The following is a 14,351-nucleotide window of genomic DNA, read 5'->3' on the forward strand; positions in this document are numbered from 1 at the left end:
CATTGTGCGGGCTGGTCACGGCGCATGGCATTGACCAAATGCTGCTGGAGTGAAAGTCTTTGGTCAATAAAAGGAAGGTTTATGAGTCACGACCCGTACAACAGCATGGCCAGCCTGCTGACCCATTCTTCGACCATGCGGCGTCTGCTTTATGAGGCGTTGGCTGCGCTGGGCTTTGACCCCACTGATACCTACCGGCAGGCTTATCAGGGTGTGGCGCTGGCGCCGCCGCTGCTCAATGCGCGTGAAGACCACGACAACGCACCGCGCTTTTGGCAAGCGTTGGCTGGCATCAGTGCGGATGGGGACATCGGCCTGCACCTGGCGGAAGCCATGCAGCCGCGGCCGATGGATGTGGTGGGCTACCTGTTATTGGCCAGTCGTGATTTGGGCCAAGCGCTGGAGAGTTTTCTGCGCTTTCAGCACATTTTGTCCGGTGGCTTTGCCGCGCGTCTGGAATTGGAGGGCGAGCAGGCGCGGCTGATTTTTGACCTGAATTACCGTGGTGTTGGCTCGCTGCGTCAGCAAATGGAATGCCTGGCGCTGCTGCTGCAAAAGATGCTGGCCAGTATCAATAACGACGGCAATTTCCGCTTGTCCGGGTTGGATTTTCGTCATCCCGCACCGCGTCGGCAGAGTGAACATCGACGTTTGTTTGGCCTGCAGCCGCGCTTTGCCCAGGCGCATGACGCGCTACTCTTCCCGCGCGCCTGGCTTGCCCGGCCGTCACGCAGCGCTAACCCACGGCTGTTTGCGGTGCTCTGGGCGCAGGCCGAAGTGGAGCTGGCGGAATTGCAGGAAAACCAGCTGCTCAACCGCGTGCGCTACTGGCTGGAGGTCAACCTAGGGGTGCAGCTGTGTGATCTACCGCGCTGCGCCAAGGCCTTGGGTTTTAGCGTGGGTGCTATGCAGCGGGCGCTGGCTGAGCAGCAGCAGAGCTTTCGCCAGCTGCATGACGAGGTACGCCGCCTACGCGCGCAAAACCTACTGGCGCAAGGCTTGGCGATCCGTGAAGTGGCCCGTGCCTGCGGCTTTGCCGAGTTGTCGCCGTTCTACCGCGCCTTTCGCCGCTGGCAGGGCGACACGCCGCAGGGCTATCGCACTAGCGGCTAACCCGGAAACGCCCGCTCAAGCGGCTCAAGCGTTCAGCTAACTGACTGAGTTGCTGGCCATCCAGGTTCAGCTTTTGGGCATCGCCAAGGGTTTGCTCTGCCACTTGCTGCACGCTGTTCAAATACTGGCTGACCTCAGCGCTGGTGGCAGCTTGTTGGTGGGTGGCAGCGGCGATTAGCTCGTTCATTTGGGTGATGGCGCTGATGTCTTGTGCCACGGCGCCGAGCAATTCGGCGGTGGCCTGGCTGTCCTGCACACAGCTGCGCACGCTGTCGCGGCTGTCCTGCATGGCCGTTGCGGCTTGACGACTGCTCTGTTGCAGGCGGCTGATGATTTGCTGAATTTCGGCGGTGGACAGTGCGGTTTTCTGTGCCAGGTTGCGCACCTCGTCCGCGACCACAGCAAAGCCCCGGCCTTGATCGCCGGCACGGGCGGCTTCAATGGCCGCGTTCAGGGCCAGCAGGTTGGTCTGCTCGGCAATCGAGCGGATAACCTCCAGCACTTTGCCGATTTGTTCGGACTGATTGGCCAGCGCCTGCACTTCGCTTTCGGTGGCGTCGATTTGTGTGGCCAGTTTGCCAATTTCGCTGCGCACATGGTTGACCGAACGGCTGCCTTCGGCGGCCAGCTGGTTGGCCGTTTGTGCGGCCGTTGCCGCACTGTCAGCATGGCGGGCGACTTCATCAATGGCGCTGCTCATCTGCAGCATGGACGAACCCATGTGGCTGATTTCACCTTGCTGCTGGTCGGCGCCGGTGCGCAGTTGCCCGGTGGCTTGCACCAGGTGAGTGCCCATTTGTTGCAGGCTTCGGGTGTCTTTGATCACTTCACCGACCAGCTCGTCGAGGGTGCCGAGGAAGCGGTTGAAGCCTTTACTGACCTCGCCCTGGGCACTGCTGCGGTAGCTCAGGTCAATTTCATCCTCATTCTCGGTGAGCTTCGCGGCGGCCTGAGTCAGCGCCGCACCTTCCACGGCTTCCGCGTAGGTTTGCAGCGCCAGGTAGATCAGGATTGCGCTCTCGACCACCACGTACAGGGCGTGCAGGAAGATGACCGGCCAGCTGCCACTCGGCAGCACCACCACATCCACACCTTGCGCTTGCAGGGCAAAGAAACTCAGGTGATGCACAGCAATCACGGCTGCCGCGACCGCAATCGGCAGCCAGTCGCGGTAGTACACCAGCACGGCCAGCAGCACGAAGATGCCAAAGTGCATTTCCAGCATGCCGCCGGCCTGGTTGATGTGCAGCGCCGACATCACCATAAACGCTGCACCCATCACGCAGCGCAGCAGGCGATGGCCGCTGATCAGCTGGTTGAGCACGCTCACCACCACGGCTGTGCCGCCGCCGACCAGCAACGCTTGGCCCCAAGTCCCATGCCAGGCCGCGAGACCCAGCGAGAAGAGGGCCATCAGCCAGAGCACACCCAGCATGATGCGATCCGCTTTACGGTAATGCTGTTGCAGCGGGGAAAGGCTAGTCGGCATGGCGAGAGACTCGAAAAGTGGCGTTGTTATCACAGTGGGTGTGGCAGCCATCCATGGTGAGCGGCGCTTTTGAGTGCGCTAAGTTGTACATGTTAACTACTTTGTATAGCTTTTGTTGAGGATTTGCAGGTTTACCTTAAGCAAGTAAGGCCTGGATACCCTCTGTATCGACAGGTTCAGTCTAGGCATGAACGTGGGCATGCGCGCAGTGAGGCCGACTCCGACGGCGTTATCGGCCGGCAGCACCGGCTGTGTGGCCCTGAGGGGTGCGCTGTTAGTTGTCTTGCCAGTCGCAAAAGCAGCCCATCGCCAGGGTGTTGCTGGCATTCACCGGGCGGCCCGCAATCAGGGCGTCGAGGATGGGTTCGATAAAGCTGTTGCTGGAGGTGCAGGTGGCGCCTTCACTGTAGGGGCCGAAGTAGGCCAGTTGGCCTGCGCTGTCCCAGACGGCGACCGCCGGGCTGGCCGGAATTTGATCGCTGCCGGGCAGTGAACTGAGCGGTTGCAGGGCGCTGAGGGTGCTTGGCAGTTGGCCTTGGCTGCCGGCTTTTTGCACGGCATAAAAGCGTACGTTTTGTGAGCCGAAGCGTTCGGTCAAGTCGGCCAGGTGCTGCTGGTTGCCAATGTTGCACGGGCAGGCGGGGTCCCAGAAATGCACCAGGCGGATCGGCCCAGGCCCGGCCAGTTCGTCAGGCAGGCGCAGTTGTTCACCGTAAAACAGTGCGGTTTGCTCACTGAAACTGCGCAGGTAGCGCGCTTCATACCACCAGTAGGCGACGAGCATGGCAGCGGCCCAGACAAGGATCAGCAGGCTGGCGAGAAGGGTTTTGCGTGTGGGTAAGGTCATGGTCAGTCTTCGGCAAACAGGTGCGCAGCTTGCCATGGCTGATGCGACAGCAGAATATCGGCAACCTGAAAAGCCCGCCCGGCGGTGCTGTGAACTCCCCGTCTGATTGATGGAAACCCTATGCCAGAGCCGTTTCAGCCGCAAAGCCTGATTGCTAGTCTGCGACCCTTGGCCGCAGCCGTTGTGCTGTCGCCACCCGAGCAGGCGTACCGACAGTTTTACGGATTTAGCGATGCGCTGGCCGTAAACAGCCGGATGGGCTGGCTGCAAGCTGGCGGTTATCAAATTGCAGCGCAGGCATGGTGGCCCCAGCAGCCGCGCGCCACCCTGGTGTTGCTGCACGGTTATTACGACCACGTTGGTTTGTATCGGCATGTGATCGAATGGGCGTTGGCCGAGGGGTTTGCGGTGTTGGCCTGCGATCTACCAGGGCACGGCTTGTCCAGTGGTGCGCGGGCCAGCATCGGCGATTTTGCGGAGTACCAAACGGTATTACGGGCACTGCTCGCCGAAGCTGCCACGTTGGCGTTGCCGCAACCCTGGCACCTGTGCGGGCAGAGCACCGGCGGGGCGATTCTGCTTGACTACCTGCTGACCGGTGAGCCGCTGGCGCAGGTGGGGGAAACCATTCTCCTGGCGCCGCTGGTCCGGCCGCGTGCCTGGGGCTGGTCGCAGCTCAGTTATCGGGTGATGCGCAATTTCGTCAGCGAAATTCCCCGGCGCTTTAGCGCTAACTCCAGCGACGCCGCGTTTATTGACTTTGTTCACCACCACGACCCGTTGCAGCCGCGTAACTTACCGACCGCCTGGGTCGGTGCGTTAAGCCGGTGGGTGCCGCACATTGAAGCGGCGCCGCGCAGCCCTCGCAGCCCGCTGATCATTCAGGGCGAGACCGATATGACTGTGGCTTGGCGTTACAACCTCAAGGTGCTGCGGAACCTGTTTGCTGCGCCGCAGATTCTGCGTCTGCCCGAGGCGCGGCATCATCTTGCCAATGAAGCGCCGGCCTTGCGCCAGCGCTATTTTGATTTTCTCAGTCAGCGCTTGCGCTAAATGCCGTTGGTGGTTGGGGCCAGGTTGGCCGTGCTCTGGCCCACCGCCAGGCCGCTGCGGATGGCGGCCAGGGCTGCCTGGTAGTAAGCCTTGCCGGCATCGGACTGGGCAAAACTGACAAATTCCTCTAACTCTGCATCACTCAGCTCGCGGTAGACGTGCAGCAGGGTGTTGTCGAGGTCTGCAGCAATCTGTTCCATCAAACGCTGGCGTTGGCTGTTGAGCATAAGTTGTGCGCTGTCGCCACCGAGCAGGCCGGGGAGCATTTGGCTAAGGCTGTCGGCGGCAACGCCAGCCAGCGCGAGGCTGACTTCTGCGCCAGCTTCCTCGGCCGGCAGGGCCTGCGCCAGGTGACGAATCAGCAGGCGACGGGTGGCGCTGGCGTCGCTGCGCGGCAGGCCGTTGGTAAAGCGCGCCAGTTGGTCGCTGCGAGTCGCCAGCAGTTCGGCATCAACAATTTTGCGCCCCAGTGGCGATTGAAAAAACTGCAGTGCGCTGGCGGGCTCGCTAAGGCTGTTGCGCAGGCCCTGTTGCGCGCGCTGGTCCACCGCCGTAGCGGCAAAACGCTGGTTACTGTTGTTAACTAACGCCTGGTGCACTGCGGGCGGCAAGCTGCTGCGGTAGCGCTCTTGGGCGGCTTGCAGGGCATCGCTGAAGTGCATGCGCTGCTGCGGCCAGCCGGCTGCCTGATACAGCTGCAGGTAATCATCGGCCAGGGCCGGCAGGCTTAGCAGCAGGGTCAGTAAAACGGAAAGGGCGCGCATAGGGACTCCATTCATGGGGCGGCTATTTTCAGTGTGCAGTAAGCGCTTGTCGAGGTCAGGGAGTGGCCTGCTAAAATCGCGAACCTGTACCTATGCAGGTTCTCATTCCTTCGGGGCGATCATTGAACACCTGCTCATTTAACGACCTCAGCGCCCGCATGGCGTGCGTTATCGATGACTTGGCCGAGCACGGCTGGTCGCTGCAAACACACTTCCTTGACCCCACTCTGACCCTCGAACTGGCCGAAGAGTGCCGCAATCGGGCGGCCGCCGGTTTATTGGTGCAGGCCGGCATCGGCCGCAGCGCCTTGGCCGTGATCAGTGAGGGGGTGCGCGGCGACCACATCCAGTGGCTGGACGCGGGGCAAAGTGCCGCGTGCGATCAATACCTGGCGGTTATGGATGCGCTGCGTCAGGCGCTCAATCGCGAGCTGTTTATGGGGCTGGAGGATTTCGAAAGCCACTTCGCCCTGTATCCGCCGGGGGCGTTTTACAAGAAACACCTCGATCGCTTTCGTGACGATGACCGCCGTGCGGTGTCTGTGGTGTTTTATCTCAATGATGACTGGCAGGCCGAGCAGGGCGGTGCGCTGCGCTTGCACCTGGCCGACGGTCGCCACCATGACGTGTTACCCGAGGCAGGCAGCCTGCTGGTTTTTCTGTCGGCGCAAATGCCCCACGAGGTGTTGCCGACCCACCGCGAGCGTCTGTCATTAACGGGCTGGCTGCGGCGTCGGGGTACGGCGGCGCTTTAACCTGCGCAGAGAGGGCGTGATGCAGAAAATTCTGGTGAGCCGTTGCCTGTTGGGCCAGCGCGTCCGCTATGACGGCGGTGCCCATGGCCCGTTTGCCGTGCTGGAGCGCTGGCAGCAGGACGGGCGCGTGGTGCCGTTGTGCCCGGAAGTCGCTGGAGGCCTGCCGACGCCACGCGCACCAGCGGAAATTGCCGGTGGCCAGGGCACACAGGTACTGGATGGGCGCATACCGGTGCTGACGGTGGATGGCGAGGATGTCAGCGCTGCCTTTGTGGCCGGGGCCGAACAGGCGCTTGCGTTGGTGGCGAAATATGGCATCCGCATGGCGCTGCTTAAGGCGCGTAGTCCATCGTGCGGCAACCGCGAAAACTACGACGGCAGCTTCAGCGGCACTCAGGTTGCCGGGGAGGGGGTGACCGCGGCGGCCTTACGCCGTGCTGGGGTGCAGGTGTTTAGCGAAGAAGAACTGCCAGCTGCGCAAGCGGCGCTGCAAGAGCTAGAAGGCTGAATCGCTTGTGGGGGTTTTCGGCTTTGGCACCCTGCTTCTGACTGCCTCCTGCCCCATGCAGTTGTCGCTGCGACAACCGTTGTAAGTAATCGCCGCCCAAACGCCCCCTGCAGCGTTTCGGCATCGCCATAAAAAAGGGAAGCCGAAGCTTCCCTTTTGTCGTGCAGAACGCGGCTTAGAACAGTACGCGGCTGCGGATGGTGCCGCGCACATGCTGCAGTTTTTCCAGCGCCAGGTCGGAGTACTCGGCGTCAACGTCGATCACCACATAACCGACTTTGTCGTTGGTTTGCAGGAACTGACCGGAGATGTTGATGCCATTTTCGGCGAACACGCTGTTGATCTCACTCATGACGCCCGGCACGTTCTGGTGAATGTGCAGCAGACGGTGCTTGCCTGGGTGCGCCGGCAGAGCAACTTCCGGGAAGTTGACCGAGGACACTGAGGTGCCGTTGTCGCTGTACTTGACCAGCTTCTCGGCCACTTCCAGGCCGATATTGGCCTGAGCTTCGGCAGTCGAACCGCCGATGTGCGGAGTCAGGATCACGCGATCCAGGCCACGCAGCGGGCTTTCGAATTCTTCGTCGTTGGATTTCGGCTCGATCGGGAACACGTCGATGGCGGCACCAATCAGGTGCTCGTCTTTGATCGCCTCGGCCAGTGCTTCCAGCACCACGACGGTGCCGCGGGCGGCGTTGATCAGGATGCTGCCTTTTTTCATGGCGCGAATTTCTTTCTCGCCAATCATCCACTTGGTGCTGTCGATCTCCGGCACGTGCAGCGAGACAATGTCGCTCATACCCAGCAGTTCGTTCAGGCTGCCGATTTGAGTGGCGTTACCCAGTGGCAGTTTGGTCAGCGGGTCGTAGAAAAACACCTGCATGCCCAGGGCTTCGGCGAGTACCGAGAGTTGGGTGCCGATCGAGCCGTAGCCGACGATGCCCAGCTTTTTACCGCGGATTTCAAAGGAATTGGCCGCCGATTTGATCCAGCCACCACGGTGGCAGGAGGCGTTCTTCTCGGGGATGCCGCGCAGCAACAAGATGGCTTGAGCCAGCACCAGTTCAGCCACCGAACGGGTGTTCGAGTACGGTGCGTTGAATACCGCAATACCCCGCTCGCGGGCAGCATTGAGGTTGACCTGATTGGTGCCGATGCAGAAGCAACCCACGGCCACCAGGCGCTTGGCGCAGTCGAAAACTTCTTCAGTCAGCTGGGTGCGCGAGCGGATACCGATAAAGTGCGCGTCGGCGATCTTTTCTTTCAGCTCGTCGTCGGAGAGTGCGCCCTTGAGGTACTCGATGTTGGTGTAACCAGCGGCCTTCAGGGTGTCCACTGCATTCTGGTGGACGCCTTCAAGAAGAAGGAACTTGATCTTGCTCTTGTCGAGAGAGGTCTTGCTCATCGGAGTACCTGTTGTCCCACAAATAGTGTCAGGGAAGGGTCAGCGGCTGGGCTGACTGCGCCCGCAGATCGGCGCAGAGGCATGATTCACGGGGGGCGTATGCTAGCATACGAGCCCCGCGAAACACCTATCCTGGCAGATGAAGCGTGCTCAGGCTGACCATGAATCGTATGAGAGTTCCGTAGATGACCAACCCTGCGCTGATCGAAGAGCTGAAGACCCTGGTTGAGCCCGGCAAGGTGCTGACCGACGCCGATTCCCTCAACACCTACGGCAAAGACTGGACCAAGCATTTCGCTCCAGCGCCACTGGCGATTGCCTTTCCCAAGAGCATCGAGCAGGTGCAGGCCATTGTGCGTTGGGCCAATCAGCACAAGGTGGCGTTGGTGCCGTCCGGTGGCCGTACCGGCTTGTCCGCCGGCGCCGTAGCCGCCAATGGCGAAGTGGTGGTGGCCTTCGACTACATGAACCAGATTCTCGACTTCAACGAATTCGACCGCACCGCCGTGTGTCAGCCGGGCGTGGTGACCAAGCAGCTGCAGATGTTTGCCGAAGACAAGGGCCTGTACTACCCGGTGGACTTCGCCTCGGCGGGTTCCAGCCAGATTGGCGGCAACATCGGCACCAATGCCGGCGGGATCAAGGTGATTCGCTACGGCATGACCCGCAACTGGGTGGCTGGCCTGAAGGTTGTCACCGGCACCGGCGAACTGCTGGAGCTGAACAAAGACTTGATCAAGAACGCCACCGGTTACGACATGCGCCAGCTCTTTATCGGCGCCGAAGGCACCCTCGGTTTCGTCGTCGAGGCCACTATGCGCCTGGACCGTGCGCCGAAGAACCTCACTGCAATGGTGCTCGGCACCCCGGACTTCGACTCGATCATGCCGGTGCTGCATGCCTTCCAGAACAAGCTGGACCTGACCGCCTTCGAGTTCTTCTCGGACAAGGCCCTGGCCAAGATCATGGCCCGTGGCGACGTGCCGCCGGCCTTTGAAACCGAGTGCCCGTTCTACGCCCTGCTGGAATTCGAAGCGACCACCGAGGAAGTTGCCGACGCGGCGCTGGCCACCTTTGAGCATTGCGTCGAGCAGGGCTGGGTACTCGATGGCGTGATGAGCCAGAGCGAGCAGCAATTGCAGAACCTGTGGAAGCTGCGCGAGTACATCTCGGAAACCATCAGCCACTGGACGCCGTACAAGAACGACATCTCGGTCACCGTCTCCAAGGTGCCGGCTTTCCTGCATGACATCGACCGCATTGTCGGCGAAAACTACCCGGACTTCGAAGTGGTGTGGTTCGGCCACATTGGCGACGGCAACCTGCACTTGAATATCTTGAAGCCGGAGAACCTGTCCAAGGACGAGTTCTTCGCCAAGTGCGCCACCGTCAACAAGTGGGTATTCGAGACCGTGCAGAAGTACAACGGCTCGATCAGCGCCGAGCACGGCGTGGGCATGACCAAGCGCGATTACCTGACCTATAGCCGCTCTGAAGCCGAGATTGGCTATATGAAGGCGATCAAGGCGGTGTTTGACCCCAACGGCATCATGAACCCAGGCAAGATTTTCCCGCTCTGATTGATGCTGAGCCGATGCAGCCCGGATAAGCCTTTGTGCAATCCGGGTCAGCGCCGACCGTCCCGGATTGCGCTGCGCTTATCCACGCGGCCGCAGCGTGCCTTATTCCCCTTTGGTCGCACCGACGGCTGGCCCTGCAGCGCACATGATCCTAGGCCGTATGCAACCGGCCAGCAGGCAGCGGCGGGTTGCACCTGCCCTGCGCGGCATGCTTCGATCAGCAGCTGCGCCCGCATCCCTTAGGAGTTGCCCATGAGTTATCAGCACCAGTATGTCGATGGCACCCATATCCACTTTCCCATGGGTAAGGTGGTGTGCATCGGCCGCAACTACGCCGAGCATGCCAAAGAGCTGAACAACCCCGTACCAAGCGAGCCGTTGCTGTTTATCAAACCGGGCAGTTGTGTGGTGCCGCTGGATAACGGTTTTACCTTGGTCGAGGGCCGTGGCGATGTGCATTACGAGGCGGAAATCGCCGTGCTGATCGGTAAGCCGCTGTCACGCACACCGAATGCTGAAGAAGTGCGCGACGCCATTTCTGGTTTTGCCCCCGCGCTAGACCTGACCCTGCGTGACTTACAAAGCGCGCTCAAGGCCAAGGGCTACCCGTGGGAAACCGCTAAATCCTTCGACGGTGCCTGCGTGCTGGCGCCGTTTGTGCCGGGTGATGCGTTGGAAGACCTTGCCGATATTGGCATTCGTCTGGTGATCAACGGCGAAGTACGCCAAGACGGTAACAGCCGCGACATGCTCAACCCGATTCTGCCGATGATCCAGCACATCTGCGGGCACTTCAGCCTGCAGCCCGGGGATGTGATCCTCACTGGTACGCCGGTCGGCGTGGGCCCGCTGCACAAGGGCGATGAGCTGGTGCTGGAGTTGGTCGGCCACAGCCGCTTCGCCAGCCGCGCGCTGTAACTCAGGCGCCACCCACCGCTATTAGAGGCGGGCACTTGGAGGTGTCCGTGGGCGGGTGGGTTAACACAAACTTTAGCGTTGCTTTCTAGTCTGATGGCCATCGTTTTAATGGGGTATGGGCGATGTCTATCTGGATTTCCTGGCGGCGTGTGCGCTGGCTGATGGTGCTGCTGTTGTGCGCAGCGGGCGTGTGGGCGGTGAAGTACCTGCACTGGGATGATCGGCTGCTTGTCTGGACGCAAGAGCAGCAGGTGAGTGCGGCTGATCAGGCGCAAAGCATCTGGTTGCCGGGGTATCGGGCGGTGCTACAAGGCAAACGCTTGCAGGGGCTTGAGGATGACGAGGTGTCTGGGCTGACCTACAGCGCCGAGACCGACACCCTGTTCACCGTCACGGGTAAGTACCCGCAGCTGATTGAGTTGACCCTCAACGGTGAAGTGATACGGCGCATTGACCTGCATGGCTTTGCCAACCCCGAAGGGGTGGAAATGCTCTCTGGCGGTCGCTTGGCGATTATCGATGAGCGCAAACGGACCCTGACCACCGTCAAGTTGAGCACGCTGACCCGTAGCCTGGAATTTGCTGATTGGGCGTCGTTCGACCTGGGTTTTGCCGATGCCGGTAACAAAGGCTTCGAGGGCATCGCCTGGGACTCACGTAATGAGCGCGTCCTGCTCGGCAAGGAACGCGGCCCGCTCGGCTTGTTCAGCTTGCCCTTTCCTGGTGAAGACGGTGCGGCAGGTGTTTTACAGCCGCTGGCGTCCGAGCACCTGCTTCTGCGTGATATCTCCTCGTTGAGCTACGACGACCGCACCGGCCATGCGCTGGTGTTATCGGATGAGTCGCGCCTGCTGCTGGAGGTCGACGAGCAGGGTGAGCCAGTCAGCTTTATCAGTTTGGCCGGCGGCATGAACGGCCTGCAGCGTGGCATCGGCCAAGCCGAAGGGGTGACCATGGACAGCGCCGGCAATATCTACATCGTCAGCGAGCCCAACTTGTTCTACGTGTTGCGCAAAGAGCCGGCTGCCGCACCGCCTGCTCAGGCGAATTAAGCTTGGCTTAAGCCCCGTTTAAGCCTGGTTTCAGCTAAGCCCTCTAGATTGGCGCCATCACCAACTGACTAGAGGGTTATCCCATGAAGCGTTTTACCTTAGCGCTGCTGTTGCCACTGATCTCCACTGCGGCCTTGGCCACCGGTTACACCGGCCCTGGCGCGGTTACTCAGGTCACCACGGTGGCTGCGGCATTGGATGCCGCCGACGACACCCCAGTGGTGCTGCAAGGGCAGATCGTTAAGCGCTTGCAGGACGAGCTGTATGAGTTCAAGGACGCCAGCGGCACCATCAATGTTGAAATCGACGATGAGCATTGGCCGGCTCAGGCTGTTTCCGAAACCGCGACGGTGAAGATCAGCGGCGAAGTCGATCGTGACCTGATGAGCCGTGAAATCGATGTGGAGTACCTGGAGTTGGTCAAGTAAGCCACGCCATTTCTCGCCCACGTTAGCCCGAAGCCCTGCTTCGGGCTAACGTCGTTGTGTCGTTCGTTAGCGGTTATGAGTGAGTGGTTATGCGCGAGTATTTCACCCTGAAACGTCTGTTGTTGGGCCTGGCCGCGCTGCCGTTGCTGCTGCTTGTACTGCTCGCTCAGGAGTACCGCCTGTTTGAGCGCGCCTGGTTCAACCTGCAGCAGTGGCAACAGGCGAGCAAAGAGCAGCACGTGCCCATGCTGCTGTCGGACTATCAGGTGGAGATTGAAGCCAAGGTCATTGCCGGGTTGGCTGATGACGTCTCGGCGCTGACCTTCGACCCGGACCGTAACAGCCTGTTTACCGTGACCAACCAGAAAGCCCAGTTGATTGAGCTGTCGTTGGAGGGCGAGCTGTTGCGGCTTATCGACCTGCATGGGTTTGGCGATGCCGAGGCGGTCGAGTACATCAGCGAGGGGTTGTATGTGATCAGTGATGAGCGCAAGCAGCGCCTGATCAAGGTGCGGGTGGACGCTGCCACCACCGAACTGCATGCCGATCAGGCGCAGCAGTTCTCGCTGGGTATCGGCCTGAATGGCAACAAGGGCTTTGAAGGGCTGGCCTACGACTCGGTTGGCCAGCGCCTGTTTGTCGCCAAGGAGCGCGACCCGCTGCGTATTTATGAGATCCATGGCTTCCCGCAGCATGATCCGCAGCAGCCGTTTGCCGTGCATGTTGTCGACAATCAACAGCGTGATGCCGGCCTGTTTGTGCGTGATCTCTCCAGCTTGCAGTTCGATGAGCGCAGCGGGCATCTGCTGGCGCTGTCTGATGAGTCGCGGTTGGTGCTGGAGTTGGACGTGAACGGCAAGCCGATCAGCAGCCTGTCGCTGCTGCGCGGCCGTAACGGTCTCAAGCGTAGCGTGCCCCAGGCTGAGGGCATCGCGATGGACAATCAGGGCGTGCTTTACCTGGTCAGCGAGCCCAATTTGTTTTACCGCTTTAGCAAGCCCGCGCCGCCTTGAGCGCTGCCGGTTGCCGCAGGCGTGCGGTCTTCCACTCAAAGCCCACGGTCAGGCCAATAGCGGCGCAAGCCAGGCCGCCGGCCAACCCCCACCACACGCCCTGCGCCCCCCAGCCCAGCGGAAACGCCAGTATCCAGGCTAGCGGCGCGCCCACTGCCCAATAGCAGCCAAGGCCGACCCAGAAGGTGGTTTTGGCATCTTTTAGGCCGCGAATCGCACCCATGGCGATGGTCTGAATGCCGTCGAAAAATTCAAACCAGGCGGCAATTGCCAGCAGCGCCACGGCCAAGGCCACCACCTCGCTGTAGCTGGGGTCGGCAGCGTCGAGAAACAACCCGACCACCCAGTGCGGCGCCAGCCAAAACAACGCGGCGAAACCCAGCATGCACAGCGCGCCCAGACCCAGGCCCAGCCGGCCGGCTTGACGCGCTTGCAGCAGGCGGCCGGCGCCGAAGTGCTGGCCGATACGGAAGGTCACCGCGTAGGAAATCCCCACCGGCACCATAAAGGCCACGTACACCGACATGATCGCGATCTGGTGCGCCGCCAGCTGGGTGCTGTCCAGCGCGCCCATGCACAGCGCAGCAAAGGCAAACAGGCCGGACTCCACCGCGTAGGTGCCGCCAATCGGCAGGCCCAGACGCAGCAACTCTTTAAGCTCGGCCCAGACCGGCCGCAACAGACCGTGCCACAGTGGATAAGGGCTGTAGGCGCTGTGGCGCAACACATGCCAGGCCAGCAGCAGCGCCATGACATTCATCACCACGGCAGTGACCAGGCCGATGCCGGCCAGGCCCAGTGGCGGCAGGCCGAACCAGCCCTTGATCAAGGCATAGTTGAGGACGAAGTTGGCCAGCGCCCCGCCGATGCTAATGGTCATCACCGGGCCGGGGCGGCCGATGGCGCTGGTAAAGCCGCGCAGCGCCATAAAACTCATATAGCCGGGCAGGGCAAACACCAGGGTTGAGAGAAACTGCATGCCGCCGCTGACGTTATCCGGCTGTTGGCCGAAGTACAGCAGCGCCGGGCCCAGGTTCCACAGTGCCAAGCCGGCCAACAACGCCAGGCCCAAACCCAGCCACAGGCCGTTTTGCGTCAGCCGGGTTACCCCGGCGGCGTCCTGCGCGCCGTGACGGATGGCTACTAGGTTGCCGACCGAGGCAATCACCCCGACACAGAAGATCGACACAAAGGAATAGCTGGCCGCCCCCAGCCCACCGGCCGCCAAGGTCGCGGGGCCGAGTAGGCCCATCATCACGGTATCGGTAAACACCATCAGTACATGCGCCAGTTGCGCAGCAATCAGCGGCCCGGCGAGCGTTAGCAGGGCGCGCAATTCGTCACGAAGCGGATGCAGCATGATGAGTTCTACTCAGCTAGAGGGCTTGCTCGGGTGATCCACGCAAGCAGAGAATGCGCCATTCTC

General features: G+C 61.2%; 14 protein-coding genes. 9 read left to right on the top strand and 5 right to left on the bottom strand.

Annotation, left to right across the window (positions count from 1 at the left end; genetic code table 11):
- The first annotated feature begins 81 nt into the window (after positions 1-81).
- Positions 82-1,113 carry an AraC family transcriptional regulator gene (locus AC0J6G_RS17545; protein WP_475249923.1) on the top strand — a complete coding sequence of 344 codons (1,032 nt, stop codon included), beginning with the start codon at positions 82-84 and terminating at the stop codon, positions 1,111-1,113.
- Here AC0J6G_RS17545 and AC0J6G_RS17550 read toward each other — a convergent pair.
- Positions 1,103-2,602, bottom strand: a complete 1,500-nt coding sequence (locus tag AC0J6G_RS17550) for a methyl-accepting chemotaxis protein (protein ID WP_475249925.1) — start codon at positions 2,600-2,602, stop codon at positions 1,103-1,105. The genes AC0J6G_RS17545 and AC0J6G_RS17550 overlap by 11 nt on opposite strands.
- Before the next feature lie 274 nt (positions 2,603-2,876).
- Complete coding sequence (locus tag AC0J6G_RS17555) at positions 2,877-3,485, bottom strand: DUF6436 domain-containing protein (RefSeq protein ID WP_475249927.1); 609 nt, start codon at positions 3,483-3,485, stop codon at positions 2,877-2,879.
- An 84-nt stretch (positions 3,486-3,569) separates the two neighbouring features.
- Here AC0J6G_RS17555 and bipL point away from each other — a divergent pair, with 84 nt between their 5' ends.
- Positions 3,570-4,502, top strand: a complete 933-nt coding sequence (gene bipL, locus AC0J6G_RS17560; RefSeq protein WP_475249929.1) for a phospholipase BipL — start codon at positions 3,570-3,572, stop codon at positions 4,500-4,502.
- Here the strand turns inward: bipL and AC0J6G_RS17565 are convergent.
- Positions 4,499-5,266, bottom strand: coding sequence for a hypothetical protein (locus AC0J6G_RS17565; protein ID WP_475249931.1), 768 nt, complete (start codon positions 5,264-5,266; stop codon positions 4,499-4,501). The two genes, bipL and AC0J6G_RS17565, sit on opposite strands and share 4 nt — an antisense overlap.
- A 158-nt stretch (positions 5,267-5,424) precedes the next feature.
- Between AC0J6G_RS17565 and AC0J6G_RS17570 the strand changes: the two genes are divergently transcribed.
- Together AC0J6G_RS17570 and AC0J6G_RS17575 are read left to right on the top strand one after the other, a co-directional pair.
- Positions 5,425-6,021 (top strand): 2OG-Fe(II) oxygenase, encoded by a 597-nt coding sequence (locus AC0J6G_RS17570; protein WP_475253813.1) that lies wholly within the window; start codon positions 5,425-5,427, stop codon positions 6,019-6,021.
- A 19-nt stretch (positions 6,022-6,040) separates the two neighbouring features.
- Positions 6,041-6,529 carry a 2-thiouracil desulfurase family protein gene (locus AC0J6G_RS17575; protein WP_475249933.1) on the top strand — a complete coding sequence of 163 codons (489 nt, stop codon included), beginning with the start codon at positions 6,041-6,043 and terminating at the stop codon, positions 6,527-6,529.
- A 175-nt stretch (positions 6,530-6,704) separates the two neighbouring features.
- Here the strand turns inward: AC0J6G_RS17575 and serA are convergent, their stop codons facing one another.
- Entirely contained in the window at positions 6,705-7,934 is a 1,230-nt protein-coding gene (gene serA, locus AC0J6G_RS17580) for a phosphoglycerate dehydrogenase (RefSeq protein WP_475249945.1), read from the bottom strand.
- Positions 7,935-8,119: 185 nt separating this feature from the next.
- Between serA and AC0J6G_RS17585 the strand changes: the two genes are divergently transcribed.
- The 5 genes from AC0J6G_RS17585 (at position 8,120) to AC0J6G_RS17605 (ending at position 12,925) form a co-directional block, all read left to right on the top strand.
- The gene (locus AC0J6G_RS17585; RefSeq protein ID WP_475249947.1) at positions 8,120-9,514 is read left to right on the top strand and encodes an FAD-binding oxidoreductase; all 1,395 of its coding nucleotides are present in this window, start codon (positions 8,120-8,122) and stop codon (positions 9,512-9,514) included.
- 252 nt (positions 9,515-9,766) lie between these two features.
- Entirely contained in the window at positions 9,767-10,432 is a 666-nt protein-coding gene (locus AC0J6G_RS17590; RefSeq protein WP_475249949.1) for a fumarylacetoacetate hydrolase family protein, read from the top strand.
- Between the two features lie 122 nt (positions 10,433-10,554).
- Entirely contained in the window at positions 10,555-11,484 is a 930-nt protein-coding gene (locus AC0J6G_RS17595) for an SdiA-regulated domain-containing protein (RefSeq protein WP_475249950.1), read from the top strand.
- 83 nt (positions 11,485-11,567) lie between these two features.
- Positions 11,568-11,912: a NirD/YgiW/YdeI family stress tolerance protein gene (locus AC0J6G_RS17600; protein ID WP_475249952.1), complete on the top strand. Its 345-nt coding sequence runs from the start codon at positions 11,568-11,570 to the stop codon at positions 11,910-11,912.
- A gap of 89 nt (positions 11,913-12,001) precedes the next feature.
- Positions 12,002-12,925 carry an SdiA-regulated domain-containing protein gene (locus tag AC0J6G_RS17605; RefSeq protein ID WP_475249953.1) on the top strand — a complete coding sequence of 308 codons (924 nt, stop codon included), beginning with the start codon at positions 12,002-12,004 and terminating at the stop codon, positions 12,923-12,925.
- On the opposite strand, the gene AC0J6G_RS17610 is transcribed toward AC0J6G_RS17605, so the two are convergent.
- Positions 12,903-14,285 carry a NorM family multidrug efflux MATE transporter gene (locus tag AC0J6G_RS17610; RefSeq protein WP_475249955.1) on the bottom strand — a complete coding sequence of 461 codons (1,383 nt, stop codon included), beginning with the start codon at positions 14,283-14,285 and terminating at the stop codon, positions 12,903-12,905. The two genes, AC0J6G_RS17605 and AC0J6G_RS17610, sit on opposite strands and share 23 nt — an antisense overlap.
- Positions 14,286-14,351: the final 66 nt, after the last annotated feature.

The organism is Pseudomonas sp. TS_SC_3 (assembly GCF_056156225.1).

Coding starts and splice junctions, on each gene's coding strand:
- AC0J6G_RS17545 (WP_475249923.1), top strand. CDS start 82: ATGAGTCACGACCCGTACAACAGCATGGCCAGCCTGCTGACCCATTCT.
- AC0J6G_RS17550 (WP_475249925.1), bottom strand. CDS start 2,602: ATGCCGACTAGCCTTTCCCCGCTGCAACAGCATTACCGTAAAGCGGAT.
- AC0J6G_RS17555 (WP_475249927.1), bottom strand. CDS start 3,485: ATGGCAAGCTGCGCACCTGTTTGCCGAAGACTGACCATGACCTTACCC.
- bipL (WP_475249929.1), top strand. CDS start 3,570: ATGCCAGAGCCGTTTCAGCCGCAAAGCCTGATTGCTAGTCTGCGACCC.
- AC0J6G_RS17565 (WP_475249931.1), bottom strand. CDS start 5,266: ATGCGCGCCCTTTCCGTTTTACTGACCCTGCTGCTAAGCCTGCCGGCC.
- AC0J6G_RS17570 (WP_475253813.1), top strand. CDS start 5,425: ATGGCGTGCGTTATCGATGACTTGGCCGAGCACGGCTGGTCGCTGCAA.
- AC0J6G_RS17575 (WP_475249933.1), top strand. CDS start 6,041: ATGCAGAAAATTCTGGTGAGCCGTTGCCTGTTGGGCCAGCGCGTCCGC.
- serA (WP_475249945.1), bottom strand. CDS start 7,934: ATGAGCAAGACCTCTCTCGACAAGAGCAAGATCAAGTTCCTTCTTCTT.
- AC0J6G_RS17585 (WP_475249947.1), top strand. CDS start 8,120: ATGACCAACCCTGCGCTGATCGAAGAGCTGAAGACCCTGGTTGAGCCC.
- AC0J6G_RS17590 (WP_475249949.1), top strand. CDS start 9,767: ATGAGTTATCAGCACCAGTATGTCGATGGCACCCATATCCACTTTCCC.
- AC0J6G_RS17595 (WP_475249950.1), top strand. CDS start 10,555: ATGTCTATCTGGATTTCCTGGCGGCGTGTGCGCTGGCTGATGGTGCTG.
- AC0J6G_RS17600 (WP_475249952.1), top strand. CDS start 11,568: ATGAAGCGTTTTACCTTAGCGCTGCTGTTGCCACTGATCTCCACTGCG.
- AC0J6G_RS17605 (WP_475249953.1), top strand. CDS start 12,002: ATGCGCGAGTATTTCACCCTGAAACGTCTGTTGTTGGGCCTGGCCGCG.
- AC0J6G_RS17610 (WP_475249955.1), bottom strand. CDS start 14,285: ATGCTGCATCCGCTTCGTGACGAATTGCGCGCCCTGCTAACGCTCGCC.